Source organism: Campylobacter cuniculorum DSM 23162 = LMG 24588 (genome assembly GCF_002104335.1).
GTDB classification, from domain to species: Bacteria; Campylobacterota; Campylobacteria; order Campylobacterales; family Campylobacteraceae; genus Campylobacter_D; species Campylobacter_D cuniculorum.
This window is the reverse complement of record NZ_CP020867.1, coordinates 418,533-435,340: the sequence shown is the minus strand read 5'-3', so window position 1 is coordinate 435,340 and position 16,808 is coordinate 418,533. Positions and strand designations below refer to the sequence as shown.

Genomic DNA, 16,808 nt, shown 5'->3' with positions numbered 1-16,808 from the left:
ACTATATGGGTATATTTATTTTTAAAGCTTGTCTTTTATCTTATCTTTAAAATTTTTAATATTGATAAAAAAATTAAAAAGTTTTATTTATTTTTGCCTTATCCATTATTTATGCTTCTTTGGTTTGGATACTCTTTTGTACCTCTTGAATGGCAAAGTAGTTTTAAAGAATTTGAGAGTTTGTGTGAGAAGGCTGATTCTAAAGAGGTTATTTATGATGCAAAAAATATTATAAGTCTTTGGGATAATTATAAAAAAATAAACAAGAATATTTTATTCAATATAACAGAGCAATATGTCGATTTTAGAATAAAAAAAATTATTATTTTATGGTACTATAAGGACAGCAAAAATACAATACAAGAATATAAAATAGACAATACCTACTCTTGGCTTGACATAGGTATGTTTGCTAAATACAAAAGAAAAATGATATGCTTTGATATTCAAAAATATAAAGAATTACAAGAAAAAAGAGGCTACTAATGTATGAAAAACAAGCTAAATATATAAAATTTTATAAATATGCTAGAATATGCTGGGCTAGTTATTCTACAGGTTTAAATGAAAGTATGTTTAAAAAAATTGAGAGGGTTTAATAAATGCTAGAATTCTTTGTTAATCTTTTAATATTTATTCTTATATTTTTCTTTTTTGTTTTTATATTTTCTATTAGTTTATATTTTATCTTTAAAGTCTTTTTTAAAATAAAAAATAAAACAAAAACTATAAATTTTAAAACAATATTTAAAAATCTTGCTTTATTTCTTTTGCCAGTATATCTTTTATTATTCTTAGCAGGAGGATGTTCTTATAAATATATGGATCCGCAATATTATGAATTTGAGAGCTTGTGTTATCTTAATGCGGGAAAGGTGTTGATTGAGGATGAATCTATAAAAAATAAAACGGGTATAAGAGTGACCCCCACAAGTAAGCAAATAACAGATAGGATAGCGGAAACTGGATTTGAAAGAAAAAATAAAAACCAAATAGTATATTATCGTATTGATACATATTTGTATGATAATTATGGTATATTTTTAGAAGGTGATGAGGGTGCTGGGTTCTATTTTGGATATATGGAAATATTAAGTTGCAAGGATATTGACAAAAAATTTAAGAAAGATGATTGGCAAGTTGAAACTTTGGAGTAGTAAATGAGTAAAAACATTAAAACACAAGAAGCTAAATTGGACTTAATCACTAAATTTTTAGACTATGCTAATGTCGCAGATGCTAGTTATGCAATGTTGCAATATATTTGGGAAAATGCAGAACAAGATGAAAAGAATAATATTTATAAAGCAGACAAACTTACTTTTGGTGATAAATTAAAGCAAGATATTGTTATGAAAAATAGCAAAGGGGAAGATATTGCAAAACCTAAAAACACAAACACAGCCTATGCTTGTGCTATACAAGCTCGTTTTGAACAAAGTAAAATAATTAGAATAGAATCTAAATACTGCATTTCTCTTGTAAATACTTGTTTTGACAGTAAAGAAATAACATTAGATAATGATATTAGTAGAGTGGGATTAAATGATGTGCTTAGTAAAAGAACCATTGATTTTGTAAATAGATTTAAACTTTTAAAACATCAGCCCAACACTACAAGTGGCTTTAGTGCTACTTTGTTTGAAGATACTAAGGATAATAATCAAAAGATTATAGTCATACGAGGAACAGAGCCTAAAAGTAATTTTGGTGTTGATATTTTAGATGCTGATGTTGATTTAGCTTTAGGTAAAGTTCCCTATAATCAATATCTTGATATGATTAAATTTTATTCTGAGTGCGTTAAAGAATTTCCAAATATTAAAGAAGATAGAGGATTAATAATTGTAGGTCATTCTTTAGGTGGAGCTTTGGCACAGCTACTTACTCTTTCTTTAGCGAGTGTTAATTCTAGTGCTAATGTTAAAGAAATCTATACTTTTAATTCGCCTGGTGCAAAAGAATTAAAAGCTTTAAATTTAAATCAAATTTATAATATAGATGAAAAAATTATCAATTCTGATAATAAAGAGCAAGCATTGTTTTATCAAATAAGATCTTATAAATATCAAAAAAGTATAGAAATAAGCTTAATAGGGTATGATTCTAATTTATTTCAAAATATAAAATCATATTTTCATAATAAAAAAAACTTAAAAGAACATTATATCTTTATAAAAACAAATATTATTTATGGTAAATCAACGAGTTATTTTTATGATATTTTTGAAGTTGATGAAGTATTTATAAATTGTGTTAATCAGCTCCTTACTAATCTTAATACCAAAAATATTTTAGCTACAAGTGATAATACTTATCATATTGAAACAGATACTGATTCTGATGCTTCCAATGCAAAAGGGGTGATACAAGATTTAGGAGTAGATATAGATGGGAAGCATTATATTATTAATTTAGGGGATCAATTTTGGGATTCTCATTTTTTAGAGCCTACTATTATAGAATTAAATTATATTTTAAATCTTATGAAAAATAAAGAAATTGATAACCTTTTAGAATATAATATAAACAAGGATAAAGAAGAGCTGCGGACTTTTATCAAATATCATAATAATGTTTTAGCTACTGCAAGAACTCGTTATGATGATTATATTTTGTCATATTTTAGCATTCCTAAACCATCTAGTGATTTTTCAAATTCTTTGGAATATTTGCAAGTTCATTATTTGCCAAAAGAACCCCAAAAGCCTTTATTTGCAGCAAATATTCAAGGTTTCTCATCTACGCAATTACAAGCTTTGGAGGAATATAAAATAAAAAAAGCTAAATATGATGATGAGTTGAAAGGGTATAAATTTTATAAAGTAAAATACGAAAGAGAGCGACAAGTTTTTAACCAGAAATTTAAAGAGCATTTTTCAAGAATAATCTTTTATCAAAACAGACTCTATTCTCATAAAAAAACACAAGAGAAAATTATAGTAAATGCAATAATACAACAAATTAATCAAAAAGATATAGCATATTTTAATTTGTATTCTGTGATAGAATTTTTAAAAGAAAATAAGGCTTATTATAAATATATAGTTTTAAATGAAATCCAAGATTTAATTTTAAATGATTTAGATAATAAATTAGGTTATTTTTATTGCCTTTATGTATGTATAAATTCAATAGTATTAAGAGAAGATAAAAACACTTATTTCACCCAAGCTACCGCTATAAACAATCTAGGCTATAGCAATGATTTCACAAAAATCTTCATCCTAGATAAAGAAAACCTCAATGATACCTATCTTGATGCTAGAAAAAAGCTTTATAAATCTATCAATACTTTAAAAGAAGAAAGAAATGAAAAAATAAAAAATATCCAAGCTTATTTAGATAAAGAAAATTCCTTGCAAGACAATCCAAATAATCAAAGCTTTAATACTGAGGAAAATGATGTTAATTTAGCTTTAAACGAAGTATTTAACATAGAACAATTTTATGATAAAAATACCAATACCATAGTATTAAAAACAAATAATATAAAAATCATATTTTTAGATAAAGTAAATTTACAAGATTTGCAAGATAATACTAATACCACTTCTTTTATCTCTATGTCAAATTTAATCCATATTTATGATAATCATTGTGATATTTTTACAAAAGATAGAAGTGTTTTAGATATAAAAGTTATAGAAGAAAAATATCATATAGATTTTAAAAGTTTAGATACAAATATCTTCCTAAACTCCACCCTCCTTACAGGCTCAACCGAACTTCCTAATAATCCTTTTTATTTTGGAGAATTAGATAAAGATAATATTATAAAACAAGACAGACCCAGTTATTATTTTTCTCCTAAAGATGAAAGCAGTGGTTTAGGAAGACTTAGTATTTTTTATAAAAATGATGAACTTTGCTTACTTAATTATTCTATCATAGAAAATTCTTTAAATATCAAATTAGAATGCTTAAGTAAGCAAAGCTTAGAATATAAAGATTTAATTTCAAACACTATAAAAGAACAAAAAACCACACAAGTAGATAAAAAACAAAGTATAGCTAAACTTCATGCCCTTTTAGAAAATCAAAACCTAGAATGCATCCATGGAGGTAAAGTCATACTTCAATCAAATAAAGGAAAATCTTTTAAAGACAATAACATCCCTATTATGCTAGAAAGTGATTTGCTTAATTCTAGTATAAGTGCTTGTCCTAATACTATAGCAGGTGTAAGTGTTCCTTGTAGTAAAGTTGCGAATGTAAAAGGAGCCTTATCTCAAAAGAAAGTCAATAATGAATATGCTATATTACAAGAACTAATCTCAGCTTGTATCACAGACAAAGGCTTTCCTTTAAAAGTAAGCTTTACTCCTACTCAGTTTAAATTCGATCATAGTTTTGATCCTAAGGAGGGCTTGGTAAAACAAAGCAAAAACCAAACAGAGTTAAAAGAACCTATAATAAGACTTCATTATAAAAGCGATAGATTTCAAAAAGATAATTTACCTATCTATAATCTTTTAATCAATAATGAAAGAAAAGAACAAGATAAGGCTTTAAATGAATTAAATATAGATTTAAAAGATTTAAAAGATATAGAGGACATTAATATTCTTAATCAATTCAAGCAAGACTTTAGTAAAGATTATGAATTTAAGGCATTAAACCTTAGCTTGGATACTAATTTAATCAAGCTTTATTTCATTATCCCCAAAAACATTGCTAAAATTCATAAAAGTGCTTATAAGGAATTTGAAAATAAAGATTTAGGAGCGGGGTATTTTACACAATTACATGAGTATGATAAAATCATAAAAAATGCTTTAGAAGATAATAAAAAATTAAACGCATATCATTTTAGTTTTTTAGCCCCTGCTAAGATGAAAAATTTAAAACTTCAAATCGCAAAAGGACTCGATGAGATCTTAGAAGATGAAGATAGAAAGCAAGAGCTTTATGTTTGTAAATTTGTGGTGGTCAATGGGATTAAAATATGAAAATAAAAAATTTTACTTTAATTACATCAAATCATAACTTAGAAATCGCATTAAAAAATCTTACCAAAAATGCCAATAAAATTATTTTTATATGTGGTGATTTTGATGGATATAAAGAAGCTAAGAATTCTTTGTATCAAACATTGCATACTATTGAGGATGATTTTAAAAGCGACAATACAAAAGCTTTTAAAATTATACATTTAAATCAAGCTAATAAAGATGAAATCACAAAAGAACAAAATTTTACTTCTGATAAAAATTTATCCAGCATTAAAAAAATTATCTATAATAATTTAAAACTTTTAAATAATGCAATCAATCAAAATGAAAATAAAACACTCAATAAAATTATTGATGAAAACAATGAAAAAAATATTGAAAATTTTTTAAAAGAAATTCAAAAAGAATTAAATACTTTATTAAAAAATATTAAAGAATCTAATTATTTTGAGCAAGAGATTAAACCAAAGATACAAGTGGCTTTAGATACGCTTTTTAATACACTTTTAAAAAATATTACTCAATCTAATGATGATGAATATAAACAAATTATTAGAGCTGTAGCGAAATTTTTTATCAATATATTAGATTCTATAACCAACCTTAAAAAGCCCATTTCTTTAATCAAAAAAAATCCTTATGTTTTTGTTGTAAATACATTATTTGAAGCTTATAATTCTTACTCTGAGTATGAAGAGTATAAGGAAAAAAAATATTATTATGATTTTGCTTATCCACTTTTAGAGCTTATCACTAGCAAACTTTATCCTATTATTGCTTTATGCAATGAAGAGATTTTATCCGATGTATTAATTATAGATGATAAAATATTATTAGATTTTTCATCTTATATTGACGCACCTTCTATCAGTCTTTATAGAAATAGCTTTTATAAAATTATTTTAGACGAAGAATTTCAAGGCATTTTTGATAATTTTTTAGAAAATAATCAAAAATTTGAAAATGAAAAATCAGATGATACGCTTTTAGTGAATTCTAGTTTAAATAATTCTGATACAACATTAAAAAAAGCGATAAATTTAAATATTTTTGAACTTCATCATTTTTTTTATGCAGAATACCCTGATTTAAATTCTTCCATGCTAGTAGAAATGATATTAGATAAAAAAAATGCTGATCAAATCAATACAAGCAAAATGGGTAAAAATTATTTATTTATTACCAATCCACCACAACTTAATAATGCAGGGCTTTGTGAGGACTTGTATCAAAAAAAATTAGGAGTAAAGATAAAAAATCGTCCTAAAGCCCTTACAAAAAATGAAAAACTTGGATTAAAAGAAAAATTTCCTAGCAAAAGAGATTATGGCTCTTATTTTATAGAAAGAGATGTTAAAAATGAAGATGATTTTGTATTGCAACTTTGTCCTTTTGTAAAACTTGATGGACAGATTTATCAACAATATAAGGAATATTTTAATTTTTATAATCAAACATATCCTTGGTTAAAATTTTATTCATTAGAGTGTATAAATGAGCTATTGAAATACGAAGAATATAAGCAAGATTTTGCTTATATTGATAGCTTTTTTAAATCACCTAAAGAACTAGAAGAAATTAGCAAAAAAGAAAAAGAAAAAGCAGAAGAATATGTCAGGCTTTTCAATGATTATTTGGATAATATAAACAAAAGTTTAAGCCCTTATTCTGTTCAAAATTTATATGAATATTCTGTTTTGCATTTGTTTTTAATAACTTGTGCTTTTTATGTTTTTCAAAAAGAATTTGAAAAACATGAGTATGAAATATATACTGATAGAGGATTGTATTATTATCAAGCGTTTAATCTTGATCATATGAATAAATTAAAAGTCATTTTAGTTGAATCTTATATTATGCTTGATGATAAAAAAATTTACATCTTTTTATCCAAAGAATTAAATAACAACAAAAAAGAAGATGAAGTCATTTATTTAGATGAATTAGCTAAAGCTATGTTTGAAAATGATTTTGAAGAAGATCAAACTTATGTAAATTTTTTAAATACCTTAAATGAAGGCTTTGATGAGGAAATTGAATTTGAAGAAAATATACAAACAGACCAAACTCTTCCTTCAAAAAAAGATTTAGATAAAAGCATTCAAGATATTATGCTTGATAATGAACTTGCAAAATTATCTATAGATATTACTTTTTTTAATATCATTAAGCAACTTTTTCCTTTTACAGAATTTTTTATGAGTCAGCCTGATTTTTTTAAAAAAATGATTTTATTTTTTATAGATTCAAACTTTGATAAAAAGCATTATGGTAATAAATTATTTTCTAGTTTTAAAGTGCATTTTTTTAAAGAACTAGGAATATTTTATGCGCTTAGTCCTAAAGGGCGTTTTATAAAAATTAATCCAAAGAGCAAAAAGTCATTCAATAAGCTTTTTTTGTATCAAATAGGAACAAATTATTATTATTTTAATCAATCAGAATATGCAAGCAAGTTAAAAAAGTCAAAAAGTTTTTCAAGATTGGATAAAGCTAAGCAAATTCATTTGATATCAAAAGTAAGAAAACAATTAGCCCTTGATTTTTCTATTAAAATGAGTCAAAATTTAAGTGGGGATGTATTAAGAAATTTAGCAGGATCTTTTATTGATACACTTTTGCCTACAAATTACGAAAGATTGAAAATTTTATATGAAAAACTAATGTATGAAAAATTTACTTATAATTATGATTTTCCTTTAGCTGTAAAAAAAGAGGAATATATGACCTATCCTTTATTGATAAATTCTAGATTTATGAGTTTTGATTTATCGCGATTTATTTTTGGTTCTTTATTGTGCACAGGTGGGCTTAATTATTATCCTAGTATTGCTTGTGCTACGACTTCAAATGAGGCTAGAGAATTTGCCTTAAAAAGACTTTTATCTTATATCATTTTAGATGAGAAAAGAAGTGCTTTTATGGAAGATAAAATCAATGAGGGCAAATATATCTTAAATGATAGGGAATTTTTTGAAAAAAACAATATAGAACTTAAAAATTGTAATATATATAAGCTAGAACATTTTCAAAGAAAAGAAGAGTATAAAACACAAAATCCCATGATTAAACAACACCCTATCTTAGCCTATAATGATACTATACAAATTTTATGTGAATATGCAAATGGGATTTATAATACTATAAAAGATGAAAGAGCTCATCTCATAGAAGATAGACAAAAGGCAAGAAGATTGATGGAAAATTTAGAAGCTATAGGACAACATAATTTAGAAGTGATGTATAAGGGGATAGGGGACGAAAAAACAAATGATAAAACAAAAGATGAAAATGATAGTGAAGAAAGCGATGATGCTAGTAAAGCCCAAGATTATTCTAATAAATTCATAGGCAGACTAGCCACGATTATAATCATGGAAGATGGTTTATATATAGGATGAAAGGATAAAAATGAGTGAAACTTATGAAATTTATATGCCTAATGGAATTATATTAGATGTAGAAAAAGAAACGAATAAAATTTTATTAGATGATAGAGGAGCCAAAGTAGGCAAATACACCCAAGAATATTCTAAAGCCCTCTTTGAAGCTGATCGTATATTAAGAAATTCCCCCTATATCAATTATCAACCCCAATACCTAGATCCTAACCTCAATACAGGGCAAAGATCTACTTTGCTTGAATTTAAAGATTGGCAAAAGATTTATTTAAAAGATCCTATAAAAGGAGCTATTGCTCCTTGGACTAAAGCAGAAAAAGCTTATTTTCATTCTTTAGATGGAGAAGGAAGGTATAATTATTTAGTAAAAAGAAGTGGCTTAGTATGCACTCCTGTAGATTTAAAAGATAGCACTTTAACAAGACCTAAAAGACCTAAAGAAAAAAGATTTATAAATGCTTATGAGCAAGGTATGAAAGATTATAAAGAAGCTAAGAGATTAGATTATAAAGGATATGATCTTTTTCAAAAAGCCATTAAGAATTTAAGCTATGCTTATGAAGAGGGTAAAGATTATAAAGCAGGACTTGCTTTAGCAGAACTTGGATATTCAAAAGATTATTTTAGAGCTATTATAGGTAAATTAGATCAAGATGAAAATAATGAAGCTTTATTGGATAAATTGATTAATGAATTTTTAAAGGCTAATTATAGAAGTATAAGGATTTATGAAGAACTTATAGAAAAGTATGACTTAGGGGATGCTTATTGGGGTTTGTATGTTTATTCGCGTAAGATAGAAGATACAGTATTTGATGATAGATTTTATTTTGTTCAGCTTGAAGATAGCAGTGAAGAGCTTTATAAAAATGCTTTTGAACATGGAGCTTATGGAGCTTTTGGTGCTAAGGCAAATACTATATATTCTGATCTAATTGCAGGAGAATATCAACTTTGCTTAGGTATCTTGGGTAATAAAAAGGCTTTTTATGATGCAGCCATAGGGCTTAGTGATTCTGGTTTAAAATCAAGAGGCTTTCAAGCTCTTTGGCTTGGAGTGCAATTAGGAGATAAAAAATGTTTAGAAAGATTGTATCATCCTTTATATGGAATACATAAAAATCCTTTAAAACAACAACTCATCAAAGACTTTGCTAAAAATCCTCCTTATGATAAATACGGAATGCTTCCTTTCTTAGATGAGTTAATCTCTACAGAATGGATTATAGATTCAAATGAATATGATTTTATTAGTGATGTCGATAATGGTGTAATGAGAACATTCTTAAATGAAATCGATAAAGGCAAAATAAAAGATCCAAGAGATGTGGATTCTACTCCTGAAAGTAGAAGAGAATTTGACAAAAGAATGTCTAGTCTTATACCTACCTATACAAGGGGTTATACTTATGATGTACCCAATCACTGGAGTGAAGCAGATGTAGAAATTTATTTAGAAGAGCTTTATTTACAAGCCAAACTCGCAGCCCTAACTCCTCCTCAAGGTTATCCTAATGCCCCTTATTATTTCACACCTGAAAGACTAGAATGGATTTATAAAAAAGGAGACTTAGATGCTAAACTTGATCCAAGAATCCCAGCTATTTATAGAGCTAACTTTCCTGAAGAGCTTAGAGCTAAGATACAAGCCTATGCTAAAGAGCATAATATAAAAGAGTGAAGAATCACTCAAAATCTTTAATATACTTTTCCAATGCTTTTAGGGTAAGATTCTCAAAAAGAATCTTATCTTCTTTAATATTGTTTTGTATGGCAACTTCAAGATATTTAATAAACATATTTTCTTCCATTTCTTCAAAGATAGGAGTATATAATTCTTTTGCGATTAAGCTAAGGGCTAAAATATTGATCAATCTTGTGGATTTGATTAAGGGTATATTATTAATAATACTTTCAAAATCTTTAATACTGATAGGAGAATAACCTTTATTTAATTTAGAGCTTTGTTGTTTTGTTTTAATATCTTTTAAATTTTTTACCAAACTTTTTAAAATATTTTCATATTCTAATGAATTTGGATTTTTTTGAATTATTTCTTTTAAAAAGCTGTCATCTGCCTTTTCTTCTTCGATAAACTTATAATTATTATTTTTTAAAATCTCTTTCAACTCTTCGTTTTTGTCAAAATTTATACTTGTTTTTCCTCTAGGCTTAATTTCAATTTCATCAAAATGATTGCGTTTTTCAATATCTTCTAAGTATTTTTTATTTTCTTTGATACTTTCTTCAATGCTTTTTGCATCCACAAATCTAAATTCCAAATTACCGATTTTAAAAATATCGCCTATGCTGATTATTATTCCATAGCCACTTGGCATTCTAGAAAAGGACTTGTTATAATAAATGTCAGAATCTTCAAAAGCTGCAATTGTAAAAGAACCTTCTTCATAAGATACTATGGCATGGGTATTTTTGATTTGTTCTAGTTTATCTTGAATACGAAAAGTGCAATCATCACCACTTCCTATAGTTCCACCCTTTGTGTTAAATACAAATGTTTTAGAACCACTAATACATTCGTCATAATTCTCAATAACAATTCCTATTTCTTCTTTTTCTATCATTGTTTATTTACTCCTGTGATATTTTCTACTATTTTAAGATTATTTAGAATATAAACTATATTATCTAAATCACTAGCACCGTTAATAATTTCAAAGTCAAAATATAAGTTTTTATTATTGTTAAATATAATGCTGTATGTAGAATTATTTTTATTATCTTTTATAAACTTATACCATGCCCATTCTCCTTTATATGATTTTGTATAATTTAAATTAGGATTAGAGTAATTATAGGCTGTAAAATTTAAACTTGTTCCATTATTGAATTTTTCTGCTACAATTTGTAGAGTTTGATTAAGAGTGTGATCGTATTGAATATTTCTATTATCATAGCCAAGCTTTACAAAGGAAAAATCCGCACTTAAATCAAGGCTTTGAATAGTAAAATTAACTTTTATATTATCATCGGCATTTAGTATGAGACTTGAAGAGACTAAGCGTCTCTTACTATTCTTAACACAATAGGGCTGGGTCAAGTGCGTTTGTCGCTGTACACCCCGCACCCCTATCAACGCAAATCATAGCACCTTACAGGTGCGATTTGCTATAAACACCAAAAAAAGAAATTATTCGATTTAAAGTTTAATGGCTTGGAGCAATGATAAAACAGAAATTTATTTTTTTATTTTTGGTGTAATTAATTGTATATTATTAATTACTAGAAATAACTATTATATATTAAAAATTACTAATATATAATATAATAGTATTTATTTTTAAGATTTGGGTTTGGAAAAGATCTGAATTCATTTATTATTCTTGAAAAACTCTTTAGCACTTGGTAGCGGTGTTTCAAATGACTTAGAATAACTTGCCTTATAAGCATTTGAGCATTCTGCATCAGTTTGTGCAGAATGTGCATTTTTATCGCATTCTTTGATTTTAGCTTCTAATTCTTTAGTATTCTTTGAGTCTTCATAATATTGCACACTTTTTGGTTCTGAAGAACAAGCAGAAAAAACACCAGCAGTAACTACACTTAATAAACCTAGTTTAACTTTAGTTTGTTTTTTCATTCTTTGCAGGTATAATTTTTATTTCGTTTTTATCAATAAAATGAGTATTAGCATAAGCAATGCTTAAATTTCTTATGAGAGCTTCAATGATACATTCTTTGTCGTTATGTGCATTTAAACGCTCAGAATTGCCTCTTAAAATTTAATTTTATTATACATTAATAAATATTAATATATAATAATAACTATAACAAGTCTTAAAGAAACTTTCTCTAAAGAACAAAAAGAAGAAATGAAACAAATGATTAATGAAGCTGTTAAAAAAAATTTTAACCAAGACATAAAAAGAGACAAAGAACTCGCACAACATAAACCAGAGATGAGCATTGCAAGATAATATGGTTCAAATGCTAAACAATAGAGAATATATGCTTGATTTGTGTGTGCGTATGGCACATCACAGCACAGCAATTGAAGGGAATACTTTAACGCAGGACGAAACAGCCTCTATTATTTTAGATGATTATATTCCTCGTGCGATAAAAGATAGAGAATTTTATGAGGTTAGAAACTATAAGCTTCTGCTTCCACATTTAATAGAAAAACTCCAACAAAAAGCTCTGATTGATGCGGAGCTGATTAAATTTTTTCATTCTTTTATTATGAAAGATTTAGATGAGAGAGCAGGGAAATTTAAAACGCTAGAAAATGCAATCATAGGAGCTCATTTTGAAACAGCAAAGCCTTATTTAGTTCCAACTTTAATCAAAGATTTGTGTGATAATCTCTATTATAGATTAGAACACTGCAAAGATGACGATGAAAAAATCAAGGTGATTTTTAAAACTCATATTGATTTTGAAAAGATTCACCCCTTTAGTGATGGTAATGGTAGAACAGGAAGATTGCTTATGGTCTATTCTTGCCTTGAACAAAACATCACTCCTATTGTCATACCAAAACAAGATAAGGATTTTTATATTTTTTGTCTGAGACAAAACAAAATTGATGAAGAAATGATGAATTTTATTAAAAAAATACAGCTTAAAGAGCAAGAAAGACAAAACAAATTCCAAAAAAGCAATTAATGAAACAAGTTAAACAAAGCTTACACAAAGACAAAGATAGTAAAAGTTTATCTCAAGATAAAGAGCTTGAAAGATAAATTATTAAATAATATTCATCATTTAAAATAATAAATAATTTGTTTTATAATATTTAATCCATTCAATCATTTTATTTTATACATTGTAAAGCTTATTTAATATAAAATTTTTAAAAAATTCAAAAGGAGCAAACAATGGCTTATCCACTACTAGGAACAAGATTCATTTTAGATGAAGAAAAGATTCTAAAAGAAGATAAATATGATTTAAATAAAATGTATGAAATCATTGAGGAAATGGCAAATAAATGTGGTTTAATTAAGATTGATAAAAACACTTATCATTGTAAGGGCAATGAGGAAGATTTGGCTCGTTTGGGAGTGTTTCTTTATGATGGTTTAATAGAACGTGATTGGTTCACGCTCAATGTCAAAGAATGGGAATGGTTGAGTGAGAAAGAGGGAAACATGGATTTAATATCTAGAAATAAAGCAAGAAATATGGGGGTTTGGGCGTGAGTCTCTCTCGTAAGGCTATTAATTTTGATTTATCCACAAATGAACTCAAAAAGCATTTCAAGGATACAAGAGAGCCTTACATTAAAATAAAAACTTTTATGCTTGAGAATGGTTTTGAACACAGGCAATATTCAGGTTATGCTTCAAAAGAGCCTATGGATGATGATAAGATATTGACACTGACTAGAGAGCTAAACAGGAAATTCTCTTGGTTGAGTTCTTGCATACAAGAATTTGATGTAACTGATATAGGAGAACAATATGATTTTAGGTTCAATTTTTTTCTTTATAGCAATTTTAATAATTGTTATGATATAATTGTGAGTTTAAAAAATTCTATAACAAAAAGGTTAATGCCAATGAAAACAAAAATTTTAGCAAATTTAGCTTCAGTAGCCTTAATGAGTCTTTATATTTCAGCTTGTGGAAATGAACCTAAAACTGTAGAAGAATTAAAAAAACTTCCTGAGAAAGAACTTGAGAAAATACTTCAAACCTGCGAAAAAAAATATTCAATAGAAACTAAACTAAATCATCCAGAAAATATGGATGAGCAATGTCAAAATCTTCTAAAGTTAATGCTTGGTGGTGGAAAATAAATATAATTCAAAGCAAAATCTTTTTAAGTCAAATATTTAATTTAATGTTATAATGTATAATATTTTAAGAGAATTATGAAACTCTAAATTAAAGTTTTATAATTCTCTTAAAAGGAGAGTTGGCTCTATATAACAGAGTTACCCCGTCTCGTGCGGGGATATTATTTTATTTATTATTTTATCTTTTATAATATTTAAATCTTCTTCTTTAATTTTACTACAATAGCTTATAATTCTTTTTGTATCAAATGTTCTTATTTGAGACAATAATGCAACTTGTTTTTTGCCCCTATTATCTTCAAAATGATGATAAGTAAATCCATGCTTATTTTTTATTCGACTTGATAATGGAATTCCTATAAATAGATTAATATAATCTTTGATATATATTTTATTCACAACCAAAACAGGTCTTATAAATTCATCTCCTTTACCATAAATCTCACTGCCTATATTTTTCCTATGTTTATTTTTCTATTTTTATTCGTTTATCTTTTTTATTTTGTATTTCTTTTTATCATTGCATTTGTTAAATTTATCATTATAGTCCATAGTCATTGACACTGCGAAAGGATTAAAAGAACAAAGCCTTAGAAATGTTCAAATCACGCTAAAGTTTTAGCTGATTTTAAAAATCTGGCAATGATTTTTTTACAAAATCTTTGTATGGTTTCATCTTCTTTTTCAGCCATTTTTCCTAAAAACTCAAAATCTTGTTTGTTAAAATAAAGGGCTATATTGTATTTAACTTTTTCGTCCTCACTTTTTCTTTTACGACCGGGTTTAGAACGCTCGGCTTTTTCAAATGTTTTTTGATTGATAACTTCACTTTTTAAAGCTTCTTCAATCGATAATTTTTTTGTTTGCATTTAATTTCCTTTTAATGTATTAAGCAATCTTTGATACTCTTTGTAAAAAACAGCATAAGACATTCTTGTCAAACCACTTTCCTCTGTTAATTCCTTAAAACTTGCTCCTGTTTTCATTGAATTTTCTAAAATTTTAGAACGTTTAAAAAAATAAAAATCTAAATCTGTAAAATTAGATTCTAGCATTTCTAAAGTATAAATCTTATCATTTTCTGAAGTCCAATCAGTGATTAATACAATAATATTGAGATTGACTTTTTTGATTTCTAAAATGGTTTCTATGGTTCTTAATATTGAATTATAAATGGTTGTGCAAGGCACAATGACAAAATCACTCTCTTTTATTATATCTAAAATTCCTCTATCTACAAATCCCCCAAAATCAAAAACACAATTATCGAGTAATTGTGGAGAAGCAGAAATTTTAGCCTTATTTGGATAAATTTGCTCAATAATAGAGCTGTCGTTACTCTGTAAAAATAAATCTAAATCTTTAGCGATTGAAAAAGAAAACGAAGTTTTACCCACTCCACCCTTTTTGTTTATAACTGAGATTATCATTGTTGTGTTCCATTTTGTTAAATTTTAATTATATTATAATAAATATTATATTAAATTATTATTAATATAATATACATTAAACAATGTAAAATATATTAAATGATTTATTTTTATTAATCAAACATCAAAAATAAAAATACATTATTATCAAATTATGGATTTAATTATCAATTTAGTGCTAAAAATTTAGATATAATTTTATAAATATTATAAGGATTATCTATGAATAAACGTAAGTTAAATTTAGATGAACAAATACAGTATATGGGGGGGGGGGAAGATCTGGGCATAAGATTTAATCTTATGGATAAAGAACAAGCAAAGTGTTTTTTAAGCGAAAGTAATTATTTTTTTAAAATTAAGGCTTTTGCTAAAAATTATGACAAAGATAGAAATGATAAGTATATACGATTAGATTTTGCATATTTAAGAGAAATGAGTATTATAGATGCCCTATTAAGAAATATTATATTAGAGTTTTGTTTGATTTGCGAACATTTACTCAAAACACAGATTAATACTCATTGTAGCAATAGTAAAGATCAAGATGGATATAAAATAGTTAAAGATTTTTTATCAGAATATGACAAACGTCCTTCTTCCCTTATGCTTTATGAAAAAAAGAAAGAAAGCTGCAATATCTATCAAAGAAAATTAATAGAAAAGTATTATGTAAATCAAAATGGGATATGGGAGAATTATTTTGCTTTGTGGAATTTTATTGAGATATTGACTTTTTCAGAATTTACCAAATTTTATCAATTTTATTGTAAAAGCTCTGACCTAAAAGAACATAATTTTGTTAATCAAATAGGAAAATTGAGAAATGCTTCAGCTCATAATTTTTGTATTTTAAATAATCTTAAATCTTACAAAAATTTTTATTTTAAACCAACAAAACTTTTACAAACTAAGATAAGAGCATTATCTGTTGTTAGAAAAGATAAGAAATTAACACATTTAGAAAATCCACTTATACACGATTGCATATGTTTATTGTTTCTTATCAAAGACTTATGTCCGCCAAAAATGCTAAAAAAGTTAAAAAAGAAATTATTTGACTTTATAAAAAGAGCTAAAAAGAACAAACAATATTTTATTGATAATCAATACATTTCATCAAGTTTTGAATTTATGATTAAGTTAGTTTTAAAAATAATTTAATTATAATCTAAAACATAGAACAAAAAAATGAATACATTTTTAGCGAGAATAGTTGCAAGACTATTCTTTTGTTTTTCATCCATTATTTTTTTAA

The 16,808-nt window shown here is 26.1% G+C and carries 13 protein-coding genes and 2 pseudogenes; 9 read left to right on the top strand and 6 right to left on the bottom strand.

The features are described 5' to 3' along the window. Nucleotides 1-111: 111 nt before the first annotated feature. The 5 genes from CCUN_RS09980 to CCUN_RS02175 all read left to right on the top strand — a co-directional run bounded on the left by CCUN_RS09980 (nt 112) and on the right by CCUN_RS02175 (nt 10,037). Nucleotides 112-486 carry a hypothetical protein gene (locus CCUN_RS09980; protein ID WP_232087671.1) on the top strand — a complete coding sequence of 125 codons (375 nt, stop codon included), beginning with the start codon at nt 112-114 and terminating at the stop codon, nt 484-486. Between the two features lie 116 nt (nt 487-602). After that, complete coding sequence (locus CCUN_RS02200; RefSeq protein ID WP_035175919.1) at nt 603-1,157, top strand: hypothetical protein; 555 nt, start codon at nt 603-605, stop codon at nt 1,155-1,157. 3 nt (nt 1,158-1,160) lie between these two features. Continuing rightward, the gene (locus CCUN_RS09975; protein ID WP_232087670.1) at nt 1,161-4,952 is read left to right on the top strand and encodes a lipase family protein; all 3,792 of its coding nucleotides are present in this window, start codon (nt 1,161-1,163) and stop codon (nt 4,950-4,952) included. Further along, the gene (locus CCUN_RS02180; protein WP_085296613.1) at nt 4,949-8,356 is read left to right on the top strand and encodes a hypothetical protein; all 3,408 of its coding nucleotides are present in this window, start codon (nt 4,949-4,951) and stop codon (nt 8,354-8,356) included. The genes CCUN_RS09975 and CCUN_RS02180 overlap by 4 nt, the downstream gene beginning before the upstream one ends. 10 nt (nt 8,357-8,366) lie before the next feature. Further along, entirely contained in the window at nt 8,367-10,037 is a 1,671-nt protein-coding gene (locus CCUN_RS02175) for a hypothetical protein (RefSeq protein ID WP_085296612.1), read from the top strand. A 4-nt stretch (nt 10,038-10,041) separates the two neighbouring features. Here the strand turns inward: CCUN_RS02175 and CCUN_RS02170 are convergent, their stop codons facing one another. The 3 genes and pseudogenes from CCUN_RS02170 to CCUN_RS02160 form a co-directional block, all read right to left on the bottom strand. Then, entirely contained in the window at nt 10,042-10,941 is a 900-nt protein-coding gene (locus tag CCUN_RS02170; protein WP_085296611.1) for an FHA domain-containing protein, read from the bottom strand. Then, nucleotides 10,938-11,369: pseudogene (locus CCUN_RS02165) on the bottom strand (type VI secretion IcmF C-terminal domain-containing protein); the annotation flags it as partial. The pseudogene CCUN_RS02165 and the gene CCUN_RS02170, both read right to left, overlap by 4 nt. A 318-nt stretch (nt 11,370-11,687) precedes the next feature. Then, nucleotides 11,688-11,957, bottom strand: coding sequence for an EexN family lipoprotein (locus CCUN_RS02160; protein ID WP_027306082.1), 270 nt, complete (start codon nt 11,955-11,957; stop codon nt 11,688-11,690). A gap of 326 nt (nt 11,958-12,283) precedes the next feature. On the opposite strand from CCUN_RS02160, the gene CCUN_RS02155 reads away from it, so the two are divergent. The 3 genes and pseudogenes from CCUN_RS02155 to vapD all read left to right on the top strand — a co-directional run. After that, nucleotides 12,284-12,985, top strand: a complete 702-nt coding sequence (locus tag CCUN_RS02155) for a Fic family protein (RefSeq protein WP_232087669.1) — start codon at nt 12,284-12,286, stop codon at nt 12,983-12,985. 212 nt (nt 12,986-13,197) lie between these two features. Then, on the top strand, nt 13,198-13,521 hold the full coding sequence (locus CCUN_RS02150; protein WP_085296610.1) for a hypothetical protein: 324 nt from the start codon (nt 13,198-13,200) through the stop codon (nt 13,519-13,521). Beyond that, nucleotides 13,518-13,793 (top strand): annotated as a pseudogene (gene vapD / locus CCUN_RS02145) (VapD family protein); the annotation flags it as partial. The gene CCUN_RS02150 and the pseudogene vapD, both read left to right, overlap by 4 nt. Nucleotides 13,794-14,258: 465 nt before the next feature. Here vapD and CCUN_RS09970 read toward each other — a convergent pair. From CCUN_RS09970 to CCUN_RS02130, 3 genes are all read right to left on the bottom strand, one after another. Then, the gene (locus tag CCUN_RS09970) at nt 14,259-14,537 is read right to left on the bottom strand and encodes a type II toxin-antitoxin system PemK/MazF family toxin (RefSeq protein ID WP_269474151.1); all 279 of its coding nucleotides are present in this window, start codon (nt 14,535-14,537) and stop codon (nt 14,259-14,261) included. A 188-nt stretch (nt 14,538-14,725) separates the two neighbouring features. Next, nucleotides 14,726-14,989 carry a ribbon-helix-helix domain-containing protein gene (locus CCUN_RS02135; RefSeq protein WP_027305617.1) on the bottom strand — a complete coding sequence of 88 codons (264 nt, stop codon included), beginning with the start codon at nt 14,987-14,989 and terminating at the stop codon, nt 14,726-14,728. After that, a complete protein-coding gene (locus CCUN_RS02130; protein WP_027305616.1) occupies nt 14,990-15,550 on the bottom strand; it encodes a P-loop NTPase family protein in 561 nt (186 codons plus the stop codon). It abuts the gene before it with no gap. Nucleotides 15,551-15,853: 303 nt separating this feature from the next. On the opposite strand from CCUN_RS02130, the gene CCUN_RS02125 reads away from it, so the two are divergent. Continuing rightward, nucleotides 15,854-16,714, top strand: a complete 861-nt coding sequence (locus tag CCUN_RS02125) for an Abi family protein (RefSeq protein WP_164502905.1) — start codon at nt 15,854-15,856, stop codon at nt 16,712-16,714. Nucleotides 16,715-16,808: the final 94 nt, after the last annotated feature.